General features: G+C 69.2%; 16 protein-coding genes. 10 read left to right on the top strand and 6 right to left on the bottom strand.

Going from position 1 to position 16,539, the window contains the following annotated elements; genetic code table 11:
- The first annotated feature begins 180 nt into the window (after positions 1-180).
- The gene (locus ACQHIV_RS33650; protein ID WP_427888113.1) at positions 181-804 is read left to right on the top strand and encodes a transglycosylase family protein; all 624 of its coding nucleotides are present in this window, start codon (positions 181-183) and stop codon (positions 802-804) included.
- Positions 805-874: 70 nt separating this feature from the next.
- Here the strand turns inward: ACQHIV_RS33650 and ACQHIV_RS33645 are convergent, their stop codons facing one another.
- Genes ACQHIV_RS33645 through ACQHIV_RS33635 form a run of 3 tightly spaced genes read right to left on the bottom strand, consistent with a single transcriptional unit; the run spans position 875 to position 2,748 of the window.
- Positions 875-1,525, bottom strand: coding sequence for a class I SAM-dependent methyltransferase (locus ACQHIV_RS33645; protein WP_427888111.1), 651 nt, complete (start codon positions 1,523-1,525; stop codon positions 875-877).
- 4 nt (positions 1,526-1,529) lie between these two features.
- A complete protein-coding gene (locus tag ACQHIV_RS33640) occupies positions 1,530-2,171 on the bottom strand; it encodes a Pr6Pr family membrane protein (RefSeq protein ID WP_427888109.1) in 642 nt (213 codons plus the stop codon).
- 40 nt (positions 2,172-2,211) lie between these two features.
- The gene (locus ACQHIV_RS33635) at positions 2,212-2,748 is read right to left on the bottom strand and encodes a 2TM domain-containing protein (protein ID WP_427888108.1); all 537 of its coding nucleotides are present in this window, start codon (positions 2,746-2,748) and stop codon (positions 2,212-2,214) included.
- Between the two features lie 78 nt (positions 2,749-2,826).
- Here ACQHIV_RS33635 and ACQHIV_RS33630 point away from each other — a divergent pair, with 78 nt between their 5' ends.
- From ACQHIV_RS33630 to ACQHIV_RS33620, 3 genes are all read left to right on the top strand, one after another.
- Positions 2,827-3,426: a TetR/AcrR family transcriptional regulator gene (locus ACQHIV_RS33630; RefSeq protein ID WP_427888106.1), complete on the top strand. Its 600-nt coding sequence runs from the start codon at positions 2,827-2,829 to the stop codon at positions 3,424-3,426.
- A 71-nt stretch (positions 3,427-3,497) separates the two neighbouring features.
- Entirely contained in the window at positions 3,498-4,013 is a 516-nt protein-coding gene (locus ACQHIV_RS33625; protein ID WP_427888104.1) for an AAA family ATPase, read from the top strand.
- 32 nt (positions 4,014-4,045) lie between these two features.
- Positions 4,046-6,154 carry a molybdopterin-dependent oxidoreductase gene (locus ACQHIV_RS33620; protein WP_427888102.1) on the top strand — a complete coding sequence of 703 codons (2,109 nt, stop codon included), beginning with the start codon at positions 4,046-4,048 and terminating at the stop codon, positions 6,152-6,154.
- On the opposite strand, the gene ACQHIV_RS33615 is transcribed toward ACQHIV_RS33620, so the two are convergent.
- Entirely contained in the window at positions 6,120-7,202 is a 1,083-nt protein-coding gene (locus tag ACQHIV_RS33615) for a LacI family DNA-binding transcriptional regulator (protein ID WP_427888101.1), read from the bottom strand. The two genes, ACQHIV_RS33620 and ACQHIV_RS33615, sit on opposite strands and share 35 nt — an antisense overlap.
- Before the next feature lie 200 nt (positions 7,203-7,402).
- On the opposite strand from ACQHIV_RS33615, the gene ACQHIV_RS33610 reads away from it, so the two are divergent.
- The 6 genes from ACQHIV_RS33610 (at position 7,403) to ACQHIV_RS33585 (ending at position 14,048) form a co-directional block, all read left to right on the top strand.
- Complete coding sequence (locus ACQHIV_RS33610; protein WP_427888099.1) at positions 7,403-8,152, top strand: sugar phosphate isomerase/epimerase family protein; 750 nt, start codon at positions 7,403-7,405, stop codon at positions 8,150-8,152.
- Positions 8,149-9,246: a Gfo/Idh/MocA family protein gene (locus ACQHIV_RS33605; RefSeq protein WP_427888097.1), complete on the top strand. Its 1,098-nt coding sequence runs from the start codon at positions 8,149-8,151 to the stop codon at positions 9,244-9,246. The genes ACQHIV_RS33610 and ACQHIV_RS33605 overlap by 4 nt, the downstream gene beginning before the upstream one ends.
- Positions 9,243-9,845 (top strand): SGNH/GDSL hydrolase family protein, encoded by a 603-nt coding sequence (locus ACQHIV_RS33600; protein WP_427888095.1) that lies wholly within the window; start codon positions 9,243-9,245, stop codon positions 9,843-9,845. Before ACQHIV_RS33605 ends, ACQHIV_RS33600 begins: the two co-directional genes overlap by 4 nt.
- 73 nt (positions 9,846-9,918) lie before the next feature.
- Positions 9,919-12,360, top strand: coding sequence for a glycoside hydrolase family 2 protein (locus tag ACQHIV_RS33595; protein ID WP_427888093.1), 2,442 nt, complete (start codon positions 9,919-9,921; stop codon positions 12,358-12,360).
- A gap of 91 nt (positions 12,361-12,451) precedes the next feature.
- A complete protein-coding gene (locus ACQHIV_RS33590; RefSeq protein ID WP_427888091.1) occupies positions 12,452-13,180 on the top strand; it encodes a 3D domain-containing protein in 729 nt (242 codons plus the stop codon).
- Positions 13,181-13,184: 4 nt separating this feature from the next.
- Complete coding sequence (locus tag ACQHIV_RS33585; protein ID WP_427888089.1) at positions 13,185-14,048, top strand: polysaccharide deacetylase family protein; 864 nt, start codon at positions 13,185-13,187, stop codon at positions 14,046-14,048.
- Here the strand turns inward: ACQHIV_RS33585 and ACQHIV_RS33580 are convergent.
- Together ACQHIV_RS33580 and ACQHIV_RS33575 are read right to left on the bottom strand one after the other, a co-directional pair.
- A complete protein-coding gene (locus ACQHIV_RS33580) occupies positions 14,035-15,489 on the bottom strand; it encodes an NAD-dependent succinate-semialdehyde dehydrogenase (protein ID WP_427888087.1) in 1,455 nt (484 codons plus the stop codon). The two genes, ACQHIV_RS33585 and ACQHIV_RS33580, sit on opposite strands and share 14 nt — an antisense overlap.
- A gap of 31 nt (positions 15,490-15,520) precedes the next feature.
- Complete coding sequence (locus ACQHIV_RS33575; protein WP_427888086.1) at positions 15,521-16,495, bottom strand: MsnO8 family LLM class oxidoreductase; 975 nt, start codon at positions 16,493-16,495, stop codon at positions 15,521-15,523.
- Positions 16,496-16,539 lie beyond the last annotated feature (44 nt).

The following is a 16,539-nucleotide window of genomic DNA, read 5'->3' as shown; positions in this document are numbered from 1 at the left end:
GTCGCGCCGTTACCGGGGCGTGACCATTCGGACGCTGTCCTGTTACCTGCAGTGAAACGGGTCCGATTGCCCCCACCCCTGCACGGGGGGCCTGGTGTGCTCCACCATGCCCAATCAACAAGGAGCAGTTCTCTGATGTCCAAGGCTCGACATGCGCGCGCCCGGCGAAGCACTCGCCGGGTGGCCCGAACCATCTCCATCGCCGGTCTGGGAGCCGGTATCACCGCCGTGGGAGCGGCCTCGGCCTTCGCGGCCGACAACTACACGGTCAAGGCCGGCGACACGCTCTCGCAGATCGCCCAGGCCAACGGCGCCGACTGGCACCAGCTGGCCCGCCTGAACCACCTTCAGGACCCGAACCTGATCCTGATCGGCCAGACGCTGACCCTCGACGGCACCCCCTCCGCCGCCGAGGACCAGACCCCCCGGGTCACCCCGAAGGCAGAAACCCGGCAGCGTTCGAACAATTCGGCGGACTCCGGCGACTCGAAGACGAACAAGTCCGACTCGAACCGGACCAGCCGTTCCGCGGACCGCCCGCAGGCGAGCAACGGCGGCGGCAAGGCGAACCTCAGCGGCGCCTGGGCCAAGGTCGCGAACTGTGAGTCCAGCGGCAACCCGCGCGCGGTGAACTCCGGCGGCTACTACGGCCTGTTCCAGTTCGACCTGCAGACGTGGCGCAGCGTCGGCGGCTCCGGCAACCCGACGAACGCGTCGGCCGCCGAGCAGCTGATGCGGGCGAAGAAGCTGTACTCGCAGCGCGGCGCCTCCCCGTGGCCGGTCTGCGGCCGGTTCCTTCGCTGACACCCGGTGATGCCGGGCGGGCGGTAGGTCGACCGTCCTCCCACCGCCTGCCCGGCACTCCGGAACCGCGTCAGTCGCGCGTGATCACGAGCATCTCGTTCGCGCCGGCCTGGAACTCGTAGGGGACCTTGCGGATCTCGCAGGTCACGCCCTCGAGCGACGCCAGCAGCTCCGGCAGCCAGCCGATCGGCTCGCCGGCACCCTGCTGCACCAGCGGGAAGATCCGTACCTCGGCATTGCTGACCCGGATCAGCTCCCGCAACGCGGCCTCGTGCCAGTCCCGGTCGTACTTGTCGGCCCAGGTGAACAGCAGGTGCGAGCAGAGCACCAGCTCGAACCGGCGGTCGCCGAACGGCAGCTCCGGCAGCCCGGCGGCGACGTACCGCTCCGGCGCCGCCGCGACGTCCTGCAGGAACCGGTCGGCGGCCTCGATCCGGTACTGGTCCTTCCGCTCCGGTGATCCGTACCAGTGCCAGACGAAACTCCCCTGGTGCTCGTCCACGATCCCGGACGTCGCCGGCAGGCTCTTCCGGACGCTGTCGACGAGCTCGGGATGATCCAGCTCGTACGCCGGATCGGCGGCGATCGCGTCCACCCCGCGGGCCGCGGCCTCGGCGGTGAAGCCGGCGCCTCCCGCGCAGCAGTCGAGCACGGAGTCGGGGAGTTCCTTCAGGTCGAACATCGCTTCGTACTCGGCGTACGAGCGCGAGGTCACCAGCACGGGTCTACCTTTCGACGGTTCTCTTCCGGTGCAGGCGGCCGTCGAGGGCGTTCGCCCCGGCCGCCAGAGCCAGGAACAGTACCGCCACCAGCAGACAGTTCAGCAGTACCCGTCCGTACCCGTGCTCGTCGACGTCGACGAACGGGTACGGGTAGAAGTGCACGAACGCGCCGCGGACCAGCGTGAACACCAGCCAGAGCAGCGGGTACACGACCGACCAGCCGACGATCCGCCAGTCGATCGTGCCGCGCGGGCCGAACAGCAACCAGCCCAGTACGCCGGCCACCGGGGCGGCGGTGTGCAGCAGGAAGTTCGCGACCTCCGCCCACCCGTGCAGCTCGCCCAGGCCGGCGAGCACCGCGTGGTAGACGATGCCGGTGACCGCGATACAGAGCACGCCGTTCAGCCGCAGCGTCCGGAACAGCGTGCTTTCCGGGCGGTCCGGCTGCGCCGCGAGCGTCAGCGCCGTACCGCCGAGCAGCAGGTTCGACTGGATGGTGAAGTACGCGAACACGTTGAAGACGCGCTCCGGGTTGTCCGGGAAGAACCCCTCGTGCCCGTTCGCGGTGACGAGCAGCTGGATGACGATCCCCAGCACGACGATCAGCCCGGTCACCGCAGCCCAGATCCGCCCAACCGTTGTCATGCCGGAAATGTACGACGAGTGACCGCGCGAACCGTGGAGGTCAGACCGACTGCTTTTCCTCGGTGCGGCCGAACGAGTAGCTGAACGACACGATCGCGTCGATCACCAGCACCAGCGTCCACGGTCCGGCCGGCCCGAGCAGGGCGTCCCAGCCGCGGCCGGAGAGCAGGCCGAGGAGCAGCATGATGCCGACGCCGACGACGTACGAGATCAGGTGCCGCAGCCAGCCGGCGCGTTCGTGCCGCGCGCGCTCCGGTCCCTTCTTCGGCAACTTCGGCGGCCGCGGCGCACCCGCCATGAAGTGCGCCGCCCACTTGTCCGCCCACTTCAGCGTCTGGTGGCCGAAGCCGACACTGACGCCGACGAAGATCGCGGCCAGCGAGTGCTTGAACGACGGCGCCGCACCGCGGTGGATGTCCACGACGCTCGCGACCAGCAGCACCACGTCGACCAGCGGTACGGCGGCGAGCAGCACCATCCCGGTCCGCCGCAGCCGCAACAGGTACCGCGTCACCAGGCCGGCGGCGAGCAACACCCAGAAGCCGATCTCACACGCGGCGATCACTGCGAGCAGCACGGTCTTCCCCTCCCGAGATTTTTTTCAGTACGACTGTGTTGTCAACGAGACTAACACAGGTGTGCTAAAAAGGATTCCATGCCGAAGATGGTCGACCACGCCGCCCGCCGCGAGGAGATCGCCGAAGCGCTCTGGCGGGTGGTCCGCCGGGACGGGATCCGGGCCGCGTCGGTGCGCACGATCGCGGCCGAGGCCGGCTGGTCCGCGGGCGCGGTGCGCTACTACTTCCCCGACCAGGACGGGCTGCTCAGCTTCGCGATGGACCTGGTGTCGCGCCGGGTGACCGAGCGGATCGGCGCGATCGCGCCGAAGGGCAGCGTGCCGAACATCGTGCTGCGCTACCTCGAGGAGGTGCTGCCGCTGGACGAGGAGCGGCGCGCGGAGTTCGACATCTGGCTCGCGTTCATGGCGCAGGCCCAGGCCGAGACCGGCGCGGGCACACTGCACACCCATACCGAGAACGTGCACAACCAGCTCCGCGAACTGTGCACGTCGCTGATCCGCGCGCTGGCGGACGAGGGTTTCCTGCAGGACGGTCTCGACGTACGCCGTGAGGTCGAGCGGTTGCACGCCCTGCTCGACGGGCTCGCCCTGCACGCGGCGATCCAGCCCGAACGGACCACACCGACTCGTGTCCGTCAGTTGATGCGGCACCACATCGAGTCACTGCTGGCCTGATCCCCCTTGTTTTCGACAAGAATCGCCGATCGCCGGGCCTGAACCGCGGCGGCACGTGGCACGATCGCCGCATGGAGTCCGAGGGGGTGATCGTCGTCAGCGGAATCATGGCGGCGGGGAAGTCGTCGGTGTCCCAGATGCTCGCCGAGAGGTTCCAGTACGGCGTGCATCTGCGGGGGGACGTTTTCCGGCGGATGATCGTGAGTGGGCAGGCCTCGATGGCCGACGACGTGATCACGGCGCAGCGCCAGTTGCAGCTGCGCTACCGGCTGGCCTGCCTGGCCGCCGACGAGTACGCGCGCGCCGGGTTCACCGTCGTACTGCAGGACGTGGTGATCGGCGAGTTGCTGCGCGAGTTCCTGGACGGGATCCGGACCAGGCCGCGGTACCTCGTCGTCCTGACGCCGCGGCCGGAGGTGATCTCCAGCCGGCTCGGCGGGGCGCATCACCTGGTCGACGAGCTCGACTACGAACTGCACGCGTTCAGTCCGCGGCGCGGGTTGTGGCTGGACAACTCGGACCTGTCGGTCGGCGAGACCGTGGACGCGATCCTCGGCCGGCTCGACGAGGCACGCTTCGACTCGTAGCGGCCGCGGCTACCCGAGGGTAGTTTGAATGGATGACCGTACGGCGGACGTCCTGCAACCTGTGCGAAGCGATCTGCGGTGTGCTGGTGACGGTCGAGGACGGCCGGGTCACCGACATCCGCGGCGACGAGGCGGATCCGCTGTCCCGCGGTCACATCTGCCCGAAGGCGGTCGCGCTCCGCGACCTCCAGGAGGACCCGGACCGGTTGACGACGCCGGTACGCCGGACCGCCGACGGGTGGCAGCCGATCGGCTGGGACGCGGCGTACGAGCTGATCGCCGAGCGGCTGACCGGGATCCAGCGCGAGCACGGACGGAACGCCGTCGGCGTCTACCTGGGCAACCCGAACGTGCACAGTCTCGGCGCGCTCACCCACATGCCGACGATGGTCCGGCAGCTGCGGACCCGGAACAAGTTCAGCGCGACGTCGATCGACCAGCTGCCGCAGATGCTGTCGTCGTACCTGCTCTACGGGCACCAGTTGATGGTCCCCGTCCCGGACATCGACCGTACGTCGTACCTGTTGATGCTCGGCGCGAATCCGCTCGCGTCGAACGGCAGCATGATGACCGCGCCGGGTTTCGGGAAACGCCTGAAGGAATTGCGGAAACGCGGCGGAAAGGTGGTCGTCGTCGACCCGCGCCGAACCGAGACCGCGGCGGTTTCCGACGAACACCATTTCGTCCGTCCGGGCACCGACGCGGCATTCCTGCTGGCTTTGGTCCACGAGGTGATCGCGCAGGGATTCGCGCGGCCCGCGGCGTACGTCGACGGCCTGGCGACGGTCGAGGCCGCGGTGGAGAAGTGGACGCCGGAACGCAGCGCCGCGATCACCGGCATCCCGGCCGCGGTGATCCAGCGGGTGGCGACCGAGTTCGGGACGGCCGAACGGGCCGCCTGCTACGGGCGGGTCGGGGTGTCGACGCAGCAGTTCGGGGCGATCTGCCAGTGGGCGATCCAGGTGCTCAACATCATCACCGGGAACCTCGACCGGCCGGGCGGCACGATGTTCCCGCGGCCGGCGGTGAACACGCTGCTCGGCCTCGGCCGCGGGCACGTCGGCGTGTGGAAGAGCCGGGTCCGCGGGCTGCCCGAGTTCGGCGGCGAGCTGCCGGTATCGACGATGGCCGAGGAGATCCTGACACCAGGCGACGGGCAGATCCGGGCCATGGTGACGGTGGCCGGCAACCCGGTGCTGTCGACCCCGGACGGGCGCCGGCTGGACGAGGCGCTCGGGTCGCTGGACTTCATGGTCGCGGTCGATCCGTACATCAACGAGACGACCCGGCACGCCGACGTCATCCTCCCGCCGGCGCCGCCGCTCGAGCGCGACCACTACGACCTCGTCTTCCACCAGCTCGCGGTCCGGAACACGGCCCGCTGGAACGACGCCGTCCTCCCGAAGCCCGCGGCGGCGCGGCACGACTGGGAGATCTTCCGCGACCTCGGGCTCGCGCTGGTACGACGTACTCCGTGGAGCCGGCGTCGTGCCGAGGCGACGGCACGGCTACGGGTCCCGCCGCGCTGGATCGTCGACGCCGGGCTGCGGATCGGCCCTTACCGGTTGTCGGTCGGCAAGCTGCGCCGCTCGCCGGGCGGGATCGACCTCGGCCCGTTGCAACCCGCGTTGCCCGGAGCACTGCACAAGACCTCGAAGCGGATCGATCTCGCGCAGCGGATGATCCTCGACGACCTCCCGCGGCTGGACGCGCTGCAGCCGTTGTCCGCGGACGAGCTGCTGCTGATCGGCCGCCGCCACCTGCGGAACAACAACTCCTGGATGCACAACTCCGCCCGCCTGGTGAAGGGCCGGCCCCGGCACCACCTGCTGATGCACCCACACGACCTCGCCGACCGCGACCTGACCGACGGCCAGCTCGTCACGATCACCTCAGCCGCCGGCTCGATCTCCGTAGAAGTTGCCGCCAGCAACGACATCATGCCCGGCGTGGTCAGCCTGCCCCACGGCTTCGGCCACAACCGCGACGGCGCCCGGCTGACCGTTGCGAATCAGGTCGCCGGCCCGAGCATCAACGACATCACCGACAGCGCGCTCATCGATCCGACGGCCGGCACCGCCGCGGTCAACGGCGTACCGGTCACCGTCACGCCCTGCACCGCGCCGAGCTCTCGCGGATGATCAGGAGGGGCGTCGAGTAGAGGTGTGCCTGCGGCTGGGTGCCGGCCAGTACGTCGAACAGGCGGCGTGCGACCTCGGCGCCGTAGCCGACGACGTTGTGGCTGAGGGCGGTCAGTGTCGGGTGGGTGATCCGGCACAGCGTCGAGTCGTCCCAGGCGACCAGCGTGACGTCGTCCGGGATGTGCAGGCCGAGTGCCTGCACGACCGCGAGTCCGGCGACCGCCATCAGGTCGTTGTCGTAGACGATCGCGGTCGGCCGGCCGGCCAGTACCTCCCGGGTCGCGTCGGCTCCGGCCGCCGCCGAGTAGTCGGTGTGCCGCGTGACCGCGGTCAGGCCGAGCCGGCGTACGGCGGTGCCGAAGGCCTGGTCGCGGATCCACACGTCGCCGAACTCGGGCGGTCCGGCGATCCGCGCGATCACCGTGTGCCCGAGCGACGCGACGTGGTCGAGCGCCGCGGTCATCGCCGCCGTACTGTCCGTCCACACGCACGGCATCCCGTCCGCCAGCGCCGGATCCCCGACCAGGACGGCCGGCAGCCCGAGTTTGCGCAGTACCGGGATCCGCGGGTCGCCGACCCGCGGATCGACCACGATCACGCCGTCCACGCGCCGTTCGGCGGCCCATTTCCGGTACGTCGCGAGCTCCGCGCCGAGGTCGGCCACCACCTGCAGGGACAGCGCGTACGAGTGCTCCGCGAGGACCGACTCGACGCCGCCGACAAAGCCCATGAAGTACGGCTCCTCGACGAGCGTCTGCGGGGTCCGCGCGAGCACCAGCCCGAACGTCTCGCTGCGCGCCGCGGACAGCTGCCGGGCGGCCGTGTTCGGCACCCACTCCAGCTCGGCGGCGACCCGCAGCACCCGGGCCCGGGTGGCCGCGGAGACGCCGGGCCGGTTGTTCAGGGCGTACGACACCGCCCCTTGCGAGACCCCGCACCTGCGCGCGATCTCCTTGATCGTCACATGAGCCACGACACCCTCCTCACCGGGCGCCCGGACGAACCGGTCCAGACCTCCAGTGTGCGCGCCGATCGGACTCTCTGTCATCAAGCAACCACAGCAGGTGATCATTTGATCAAACCCCATCCTCTGGGGAAGCTCTCAGGTGACCGCCCAGTCGTTGGGCGGAGGGTGGTGTGGACGGGCCGCCGTGGGATACGGTTTCCTTCGTTACTTAACCGGTTCGGCTTATCAGACGGCGCAAACCCCCAGGGCAGCGGGCGACGCGCCGCCGACAAGGAGAAACCATGGTCGCAAAGGACCACCTGTCCCTCCAGCTGTACACGGTCCGGGGCAAGCTCGAGGAAGACTTCGACGGCACCCTGGCCCGGATCGCGGAGATCGGCTACACCAAGGTCGAGCCCTTCGGGGTGACGGCCTTCGCCGATCGCCTCGCCGAGGCGCTGCCCAAGCACGGTCTCTCGGCCCCGACCACGCACGCCGGCCTGCTCCGCGAGGACAGCGCCCCGATCTACGCGGCGGCGCAGCGGCTCGGCATCACCACGGTGATCGACCCGCACACCGACCCGGCGCGCTGGCAGACGGCCGACGGCATCAAGGAGATCGCCGACGGGCTGAACAAGGCCGCCGCCGAGGCCGCCGACCACGGCATCACGGTCGGCTACCACAACCACCAGTTCGAGCTCGAGGCGAAGATCGGTGGTGCGCACGGCCTGGAGATCCTGGCCGACAGCCTCGCCGACAACGTGATCCTCGAGGTCGACACGTACTGGGCCGCGGTCGGCGGTGCCGACGTACCGGCGCTGCTGAAGAAGTTCGGCGAGCGGGTCACCGCGATCCACGTCAAGGACGGCGACGGGACGCTGAACAACAAGGCGCAGGTCGCGGTCGGCGACGGCACCATCGCGGTCCGGGACATCCTGGCCGCGGCGCCGCAGGCCCTGCGGGTCGTCGAACTGGACGACTTCACCGGCGAGATCTTCGACGCGGTCGAGGGCTCGTACGCCTTCCTCACCGGAGAGGGTGCACCTGAATGACCGCGGTCGGCGTAGGTGTGATCGGCGCCGGAGTGATCTCCGACGCCTACATCAAGAGCATGCAGAGCTTCCCGGACCTGAAGGTCGTCGCGATCGGCGACCTGCGCCCGGAGGCGGCCGAGGCGAAGGCCAAGGAGTACGGCATCGAGGCCCACGGGGGCCCCGAGGTGGTGCTGGACAACCCCGACGTCGAGATCGTGGTCAACCTGACCATCCCGGTCGCTCACGTCGAGGTGGCCCTCGCAGCCGTTGCCGCCGGCAAGCACGTGTGGAGCGAGAAGCCGTTCTCCCTGGACCAGGACAGCGGCCTCAAGCTGCTGGCCACGGCGAAGGACGCGGGCGTCCGGCTCGGCTGCGCGCCGGACACCATCCTCGGCCCGGGGCTGCAGGAGTCCCGGCGGATCATCGAGCGCGGTGACATCGGTACGCCGCTGACCGCGCTGACGCTGTTCCAGTCGCCCGGCCCGGAGTCCTGGCACCCGAACCCGGCGTTCCTGTTCCAGGAGGGCGCGGGCCCGCTCTGGGACATCGGTCCGTACTACCTGACCACGCTGGTGCAGCTGCTCGGTCCGGTCGCCGCGGTCGCGGGGATCGGCTCGAAGTCGAAGGAGAAGCGTACGATCGGATCCGGTCCGCTGGCGGGGACCGACTTCGACGTGACCGTGCCGACGCACGTCAGCACGATCGCTCGCTTCGAGTCCGGCCAGTCGTCGCAGAGCATCTTCAGCTTCGACTCGCCGCTGTCGCGGGGCGGGTTCGTCGAGATCACCGGCGCGGAGGCGACGCTCGCCGTACCGGACCCGAACGGGTTCGACGGTGCGATCAAGATCCGCCGTCGCGGCGCCGAGGACTGGGAGACCATCGCGGAGACGAAGGCGGTCGCGCAGCGCGGTACCGGCGTACTCGAGATGGCGCGCGCCATCCGGGCCGGCCGGCCGCACCGGGCGACCGGGGCGCTGGCGTTCCACATCGTCGACGTGATGGCCTCGATCACCGACTCGATCGACACCGGCGCGTTCGTCGACGTGCAGAGCACCGTCGAGGTGGCGCCGATCCTCCCGGACGACTGGGACGTGACGGCGGCGACCCTGTGACCATCGTTCTGGACCCCCGGCGGACCGTGGTGTTCGCCGGGGACTCGGTGACCGACTGCGGCCGCCGTACCGACCCTTCCGGACTCGGTGACGGGTACGTCCGCAATCTGTACGACGACTTCGGCGCCAACCGGCCGACGGTCGTCAACGCCGGCATCAGCGGCAACCGGGCGGTCGAGCTGGCCGCCCGGTGGGCCGACGACGTGCTGGCCAACGACCCGGCGCTGGTGTCGATCCTGATCGGGATCAACGACACCTGGCGGCGGTACGACGAGAACGACCCGACGACACCGGAGTCCTTCGAGGCGTCGTACCGGTCGCTGCTCGATCCGCTGTCCTGCCCGGTCGTCCTGATGGAACCGTTCCTGCTGCCGGTGAAGGACGGGCAGCAGGAATGGCGCGAGGACCTCGACCCGAAGCTCGAGGTGGTCCGGAAGCTCGCGGTCGAGTACGGCGCGATCCTGGTGCCGACCGACGTCGAACTCAACCAGCAGGCCGCGTCCACCGGACCGGCCGCACTGGCGGGTGACGGCGTCCATCCGTCGCCGGCCGGCCATCGGGCGCTCGCCGATCTCTGGCGCCAGTACGTTCTCGACTGAGCTGCTCCCCCTTGTTCTGCAGGGGGAGCAGTGCAGTTTCACTAAACCGGTTCATCTCCCCTGGAGCCTCACTGTGACATCGCTCAAGACCCTCGACCTGACCACCGCCGGCGGTGCCGCCTGGACCGTGCACGCGGTCGAGGGCCCGGCGCCCGACGGCCTGATCGGCCGCGCGGTGGCCGCCACCGTGCCCGGTGAGGTGCACACCGATCTGCTCGCGGCCGGCGAGATCCCGGACCCGTTCGACGGCGACAACGAGTCGAAGCTGCACTGGATCGGCCGGACCCGGTGGAGCTACACGAGCAGATTCTCCTGGGTTGCCGACGGCAACGACCGGCAGGAGCTGGTGGCCGACGGCCTCGACACGGTCGCGACCGTCACGCTGAACGGGCAGGAGCTGGACCGGACGGCGAACCAGCATCGGTCGTACCGGTTCGACGTGACCGGCGTACTGGTTGCCGGGGACAACGAGCTGGTGATCGAGTTCGAGGGCCCGGTGACGGCGGCCGAGGCGGAGCGGGAGAAGCGCGGCAACTGGCCGCACACCAACCTGCACCCGTACAACGAGCTGCGCAAGATGGCCTCGAACTTCGGCTGGGACTGGGGGCCAGACGTCGCGACCGCGGGCATCTGGCGGCCGATCCGGATCGAGTCCTGGTCCGGGGTCCGCATCTCCGCGGTCCGCCCGCTGGCGCAGGTGGAGGGCACCGACGGCGTACTCAAGACGTTCGTTTCGTTGGCCTGGGCAGAAGGTGCGGCCGACGCTACCGTGACTGTCGAGGTCGGCGGCACGCAGCAGTCCGTCACGGTCACCCCCGGAACCGAGACTGCCGAGCTTCTGAACACGGTCTCCGCGGTCGACGTCTGGTGGCCGCGTGGCCACGGCGAGCAGCCGCTGTACGACGTGACCGTGACGCTGAACGAGGACGACTGGCACGGCCGGGTCGGGTTCCGGAACATCACCGTGAACGTCGCCCCGGACAACGACGGGACCCCGTTCGTGCTGTCGGTGAACGGCAAGCCGATCTACGTCCGCGGCGCGAACTGGATTCCGGACAACGCCTTCGTCACCCGGCTGGACGCATCGACGTACCGCACCTCGATCGAGGACGCGGTCGGCGCGGGCATGAACCTGCTCCGCGTCTGGGGCGGCGGGATCTACGAGAGCGAGGAGTTCTACGACGTCTGCGACGAGCTGGGCATCCTGGTCTGGCAGGACTTCCTGTTCGCGTGCGCGGCGTACTCCGAGGACGAGCCGCTCCGGAGCGAGGTCGAGGCCGAGGCGCGGGAGGCCGTCACCCGGCTGAGCAAGCACGCGAGCCTCGCGGTCTGGAACGGCAACAACGAGAACATCTGGGGGTACGTCGAGTGGAGCTGGCGGGTCCCGCTCGCCGGCCGGCCGTGGGGCGCCGGGTACTACCTGGACCTGCTGCCGCGCATCGTGGCGGAGCTCGATCCGCGGACGCCGTACTCGGCGGGCAGCCCGTACTCGTTCGACCAGTTCATCCACCCGAACGACGACCGGCACGGCACCATGCACATCTGGGACGTGTGGAACCAGGTCGACTACACCACGTACCGCAAGTACAAGCCGCGTTTCGTTTCCGAGTTCGGGTTCCAGGGGCCGCCGGCGTGGTCGACGCTGACGTCGGTCGTGCACGACGTACCGCTCGATCCTTACGGCTCGCAGATGCTCGTGCACCAAAAGGCTTTTGAGGGCAACCTCAAGCTGGAGCGTGGGCTCGGGGATCACCTGCCGGTGTGGAAGAACATCGACGACTGGCACTGGACGACGCAGCTCAACCAGGCGCGGGCGGTTGCCTACGGCATCGAGCACTTCCGGTCGCTGTTCCCGTTGAACACCGGCGCGGTGGTCTGGCAGCTGAACGACAACTGGCCGGTCGTCTCGTGGGCTGCCGTCGACGGTCACGGCATCCGGAAGCCGTTGTGGTACGCGTTGAAGCGTGTGTACGCCGACCGGCTGCTCACCGTGCAGCCGCGCGAGGACGGGCTGGTCGTTGCCGCGCACAACGACACCGACTCGCCCTGGACGACGGAGATCACGGTCCGCCGGCGGTCGACCACCGGCGCGGACGTGCTGGCACAGGAGACCTTCGCGATCGAGATCGCGGCGCGGTCCGCGGTCGTCAACGAGCTTCCCGAGTCGGTGACCGTTGCGGGCAAGCCCTCGGAGGAGTACGTCGAGGTGCGAGCGGGCGACGGCGAGACGGCGTACTGGTACTTCGTCGAGGACACCGAACTGCAGCTCGCCGCCGACGCCTACACCGCCGCGGTCACGCCGACCGGCAGTGGATACGACGTGACGGTGACCGCGACCGCGCTGGCGAAGGACCTGGCGCTGTTCCCCGACCGCCTCGACGCGGGCGCGCGGGTGGACTCGTGCCTCGTCACGCTGTCCGCGGGCGAGAGCCACACGTTCCACGTGACCGGTGCGAGCGCTCCGGAGCAGGTCGCCGTACCGGTGCTGCGGTCGGCAAACGATCTGCTGAACTGATTTACGTCAAGACCTTGACTAAAGGTGCGGCGGGACCGTTACTGGTGGGTGAAACCCCTAGGTCCCGCCCCACCTCGGAGGTCTTGTCATCATGCATCTTCTTGCCGCTGCCTTGTTGAGCTTCAGCTCTCTTGTTGCTGCTCCGGCTGCTTCTCTACCGGCTTGCCAGCACTTCTACACCGGTCCGATCCCCGACCGGCCGGTGTCCGGCGGTCACGGCAACGGGACCACGGCACCGTCGTACGACGTCAGCGGCCGGCTGCCGGCGCCCGGTGGGATCACGGGTGGTCTCGGGGCGGACGGGAAGGTCACGTTCACGTTCGACCGGGTACCGGGCGCGAAGGCGTACCGGGCGTTCCGGAACGGGCAGGCCCTGCAGTGGATCAGCGACTGGGGTCAGCCGACGCTGCAGGTCACGGACGCGAGCCCGTGCGACGGCGCGCACTACCAGGTGTACGCGATGTCGTCCGAGGACACGGCCGCGTCGTCGATCGGCCAGATCAGTACGTCGTACCGGTTGGACTCCTCGAACCACCTGGCGGCGTACCGGCTCCCCGCTGGTACGACGCTGACGTATCGGGTGTCGGCGTACAACGACGTTGCTCAGACGGCGCTCGGGTACAACGCGGGGACTGGGATCTGTGCGGTGGATGCGCGGAACATTCCGTGGGGTACGCGGCTGTACGTTCCCGGCTACGGGCACTGCTACGCGGCTGACATCGGGAGCTGGATCAAGGACGACATTGTCGACGTGTGGTTCCCGCCGGGCCCGGATGCGGACAACTGGGGCATCCAGCGGCTGACGCTCACCGTAGAGTGAGCAGGTGACTTGGGGGAAGCGTGTTGCGGTCGGAGCCCTGGTACTGACGCTTGTCGGGTGCAGTGACGCCAAACAGTCGGCCGGCGTGGTGCCACAGACCCGGGCACCTGTTGAGCCGGTCCGTACGGCGAAACCGGTGCGGCCGACGTTGGCACCGGTGCAGGTGAAGCCTGGTACGTCCATGAACGTTCAGGTGATGCCTGTGCTCGACCACGGGCCGCGGGACCGGAAAGAGATCGCGTTGACGTTCGACGCGGACCTCACGGCTCTCATGCGGCGACGGTTGGTCTCCGGGACGGTCAAGTCGTACTACAACAAGGCACTGATCGAGGAGCTTCGTTCACTGCACGCTCCGGCCACCCTGTTCCTGACTGGGATGTGGATGGAGCAGTACCCGCAGGTGACCAAGGAGCTGGCAGCAGATCCGCTCTTCGAGCTGGGCACGCACACGTACGATCACCGCGGATTCACCAAGAACTGCTACGGCCTGGGGACAGTGCCACCCGGCCAGATGCTGTCCGACGTTCGGCGGGCCATCGTGGAGCTGGACCGCGCGGATGCACACGCGACCAGGTGGTTCCGCTTCCCCGGTGACTGCTACGACACGACCGCCCTGCACGAACTCGCACCAGCCGGCGTCACCGCGGTCGGCGGGGACGTGCCGGGTGGAGACGGGTTCACCAAGTCGGCACAGCCGATCATCAAGCAGGTCCTGGACCACGTCCAGAACGGCTCAATAGTCGTCCTCCACATGCACGGCGGCGACAACGCCCCCTTCACCGCCCAAGCCGTAGGCCCCATAGTCCGCGAACTCCGAGCCCGCGGCTACAAACTCGTCACCGTCACCCAACTCGTCAGTCGACGTTGACTGCGACGTACTTGATGTCCAAGTACTCGTCGATGCCTACGGTGCCGCCTTCGCGGCCGAGGCCGGATTGTTTTACGCCGCCGAAGGGGGCGGCGGGGTTGGAGACGATGCCTTGGTTGAGGCCGATCATGCCGGCCTCCAGGCGTTCGGAGACGCGGAGGGCTCGGCTGAGGTTCTCGGTGAAGAGGTACGAGACCAGGCCGAACTCGGTGTCGTTCGCCATCCGTACGGCGTCGGCCTCGGTCTCGAAGGGGGTCAGCGGTGCGACCGGGCCGAAGATCTCCTCCTTCTGCAGTCGCGCGGTCTCCGGTACGTCGGCCAGCACCGTCGGCCGGTAGAAGTACCCGTTGCCCTCGGCAACCGAGCCGCCGGTCAGCGTCCGGGCGCCGCGGGCGATCGCATCGGCGACCAGATCGGCCACCTTGTCGCGTTGCTTCCCGTCGATCAGCGGCCCGACGTCGACACCCGGCTCGGTCCCCCGGCCGACCTTCAGCGCGGACATCCGGGCGGTCAGCTTCGCCGCGAACGCGTCCATCACCGACGACTGCACGTAGATCCGGTTGGCCGCCGTACAGGCCTCGCCGCCGTTGCGCATCTTGGCCAGCATCGCGCCGTCGACCGCCTTGTCCAGGTCGGCGTCCTCGAACACCAGCAGCGGCGCGTTCCCACCCAGCTCCATGCTGGTCCGCAACACCTGGCCGGAGGCCTGCTCGAGCAGCTTCCGGCCGACCGGTGTCGAGCCGGTGAACGACAACTTCCGGGCCCGCCCGTCGCGGATCAGCGGCTCCATCACACCGCCGGCGTCCTGCGTGGTGACGACGTTCAGCACTCCCGCCGGGAGACCCGCCTCGGTCATCAGCTCGGCCAGCTTCAGCATCGACAGCGGCGTCTGCGCGGCCGGTTTGATCACCATCGTGCAGCCGGCCGCGACCGCCGGACCGATCTTCCGGGCGCCCATCGCGGCCGGGAAGTTCCATGGCGTGATCAGCAGGCACGGCCCGACCGGCTGGCGCATCACGAGGAAGCGACTCGCACCGTTCGGCGCGATCTGATAGCCGCCGTCGATCCGCACCGCCTCCTCCGCGAACCACCGGAAGAAGTCCGCCGCATACGCGATCTCGCCCTTCGACTCGGCAACCGGCTTGCCCATCTCGAGCGTCATCAGCAACGCCAGGTCGTCGGCCTGCGCAGTCATCAGCTCGTACGTCCGGCGCAGGATCTCCCCGCGCTCCCGCGGCGGCGTCGCGGCCCACTCCTCCTGTACGGCGACGGCCGCGTCGAGCGCGGCCTTCCCGTCGGCCGGAGTCGCGTCAGCCACGTCGACAAGCGTCGTACCGGTGGCCGGGTCCTCGACGGCGAAGGTCTTGCCGCCTGCGATCCACTTTCCGCCGATGAACAGCCCGGTCGGACAAGCCTCGACGACTTCGCGCTCTCGGGACATGAGCCAGCCTTTCGATGGGTGTGTACCCACATTAGGCCGTGGCGGCCAAGGGCCTCCCGCCTGTACGAACGACCTTGGTCAGGCCGGCCGCGACGGTGCGGAGGATCGCTGACCGGATCAGTCCGTCGAAGGCCAGTGGGACGAGCATCACCTCGTCGGCCGCAGTCTCGGCGACCAGGGTGCCCAGCCGGCTAGCCACCGTCGTACGGGAGCCGACGACATGACCCGGATCCTCCCGCAACCGTTCGGCAAGGGCGCGCTCCGGAGCGGTCAGTGCAGGCCTCAGCAACGCCACCAGCTCGGCTGACGACGCATCCGGCCCAGCCGCGGCCAGCCGCGAGCTGACGCGGACGTACTCCGCAAAACGGGCCAGAGCCTCCTCGTCAGAGTCAGCCGCCACCACACCGACCGTGAGAGCGAGGTAGGGCCGGCCGTTCGACTCAAACTGTTCCCGGTACGCCGCCACAGCGGCAGCTGTCACCGCAGGCGCCCGGTGGTGCGCCACGAAGAGCGGAAGTCCGCGTACGGCGGCAGCCGCTGCAGTACCCGGGTCATCCGCGAGTACGAAGACGGGCGGCGGTGGACCGGCAAGCGCGAGCCGTACGTCTCCTGAGCCTGCGCCCGGCGTACCGTCCTGCAGCAACCCGCACAGCTCGTCCAGCCGCTCCTGGAACGTCGCATGCGCATCAGGTTCGAGTACGGCCACGCCGAGGTCGATGCGGCTCGGGTACGCCGCGGCGAGGGCGGCGAACTGCTCCGCGACGACGAGCGGCCGGTGGTTGGTCAGTGGGAGCCCGCCGGCGCCCAGCCGGATCCGGTCGGTACGCGCGGCCAGCACCGCCGCGATCACCGCGGGTGCTGCGCCGCCGACTCCTCGGACACCGTGCTGCTCGTCGAGCCAGAAGCGACGGTATCCGAGGTTGTCGGCAGCCAGTGCCACCTCCGCGGTCTCCCGGAGCGCGGCCGCAGCCGACTGACCGGGCAGCTGCGGTACGACGTCCAACACAGAGTGAGCCGAGACGGGCAGTCCGGGAGCGACGGTGGTGAGCA

This window comes from Kribbella polygonati, from assembly GCF_050320105.1.
GTDB lineage: Bacteria > Actinomycetota > Actinomycetes > Propionibacteriales > Kribbellaceae > Kribbella.
This window is presented reverse-complemented; position numbering and strand designations above follow the sequence as displayed.

Excerpts from the sequence above, each read along its gene's own strand:
- ACQHIV_RS33640 (WP_427888109.1), bottom strand. The coding sequence starts at position 2,171 with ATGACAACGGTTGGGCGGATCTGGGCTGCGGTGACCGGGCTGATCGTC.
- ACQHIV_RS33630 (WP_427888106.1), top strand. The coding sequence starts at position 2,827 with ATGCCGAAGATGGTCGACCACGCCGCCCGCCGCGAGGAGATCGCCGAA.
- ACQHIV_RS33625 (WP_427888104.1), top strand. The coding sequence starts at position 3,498 with ATGGAGTCCGAGGGGGTGATCGTCGTCAGCGGAATCATGGCGGCGGGG.
- ACQHIV_RS33620 (WP_427888102.1), top strand. The coding sequence starts at position 4,046 with ATGACCGTACGGCGGACGTCCTGCAACCTGTGCGAAGCGATCTGCGGT.
- ACQHIV_RS33615 (WP_427888101.1), bottom strand. The coding sequence starts at position 7,202 with ATGACAGAGAGTCCGATCGGCGCGCACACTGGAGGTCTGGACCGGTTC.
- ACQHIV_RS33610 (WP_427888099.1), top strand. The coding sequence starts at position 7,403 with ATGGTCGCAAAGGACCACCTGTCCCTCCAGCTGTACACGGTCCGGGGC.
- ACQHIV_RS33605 (WP_427888097.1), top strand. The coding sequence starts at position 8,149 with ATGACCGCGGTCGGCGTAGGTGTGATCGGCGCCGGAGTGATCTCCGAC.
- ACQHIV_RS33590 (WP_427888091.1), top strand. The coding sequence starts at position 12,452 with ATGCATCTTCTTGCCGCTGCCTTGTTGAGCTTCAGCTCTCTTGTTGCT.
- ACQHIV_RS33580 (WP_427888087.1), bottom strand. The coding sequence starts at position 15,489 with ATGTCCCGAGAGCGCGAAGTCGTCGAGGCTTGTCCGACCGGGCTGTTC.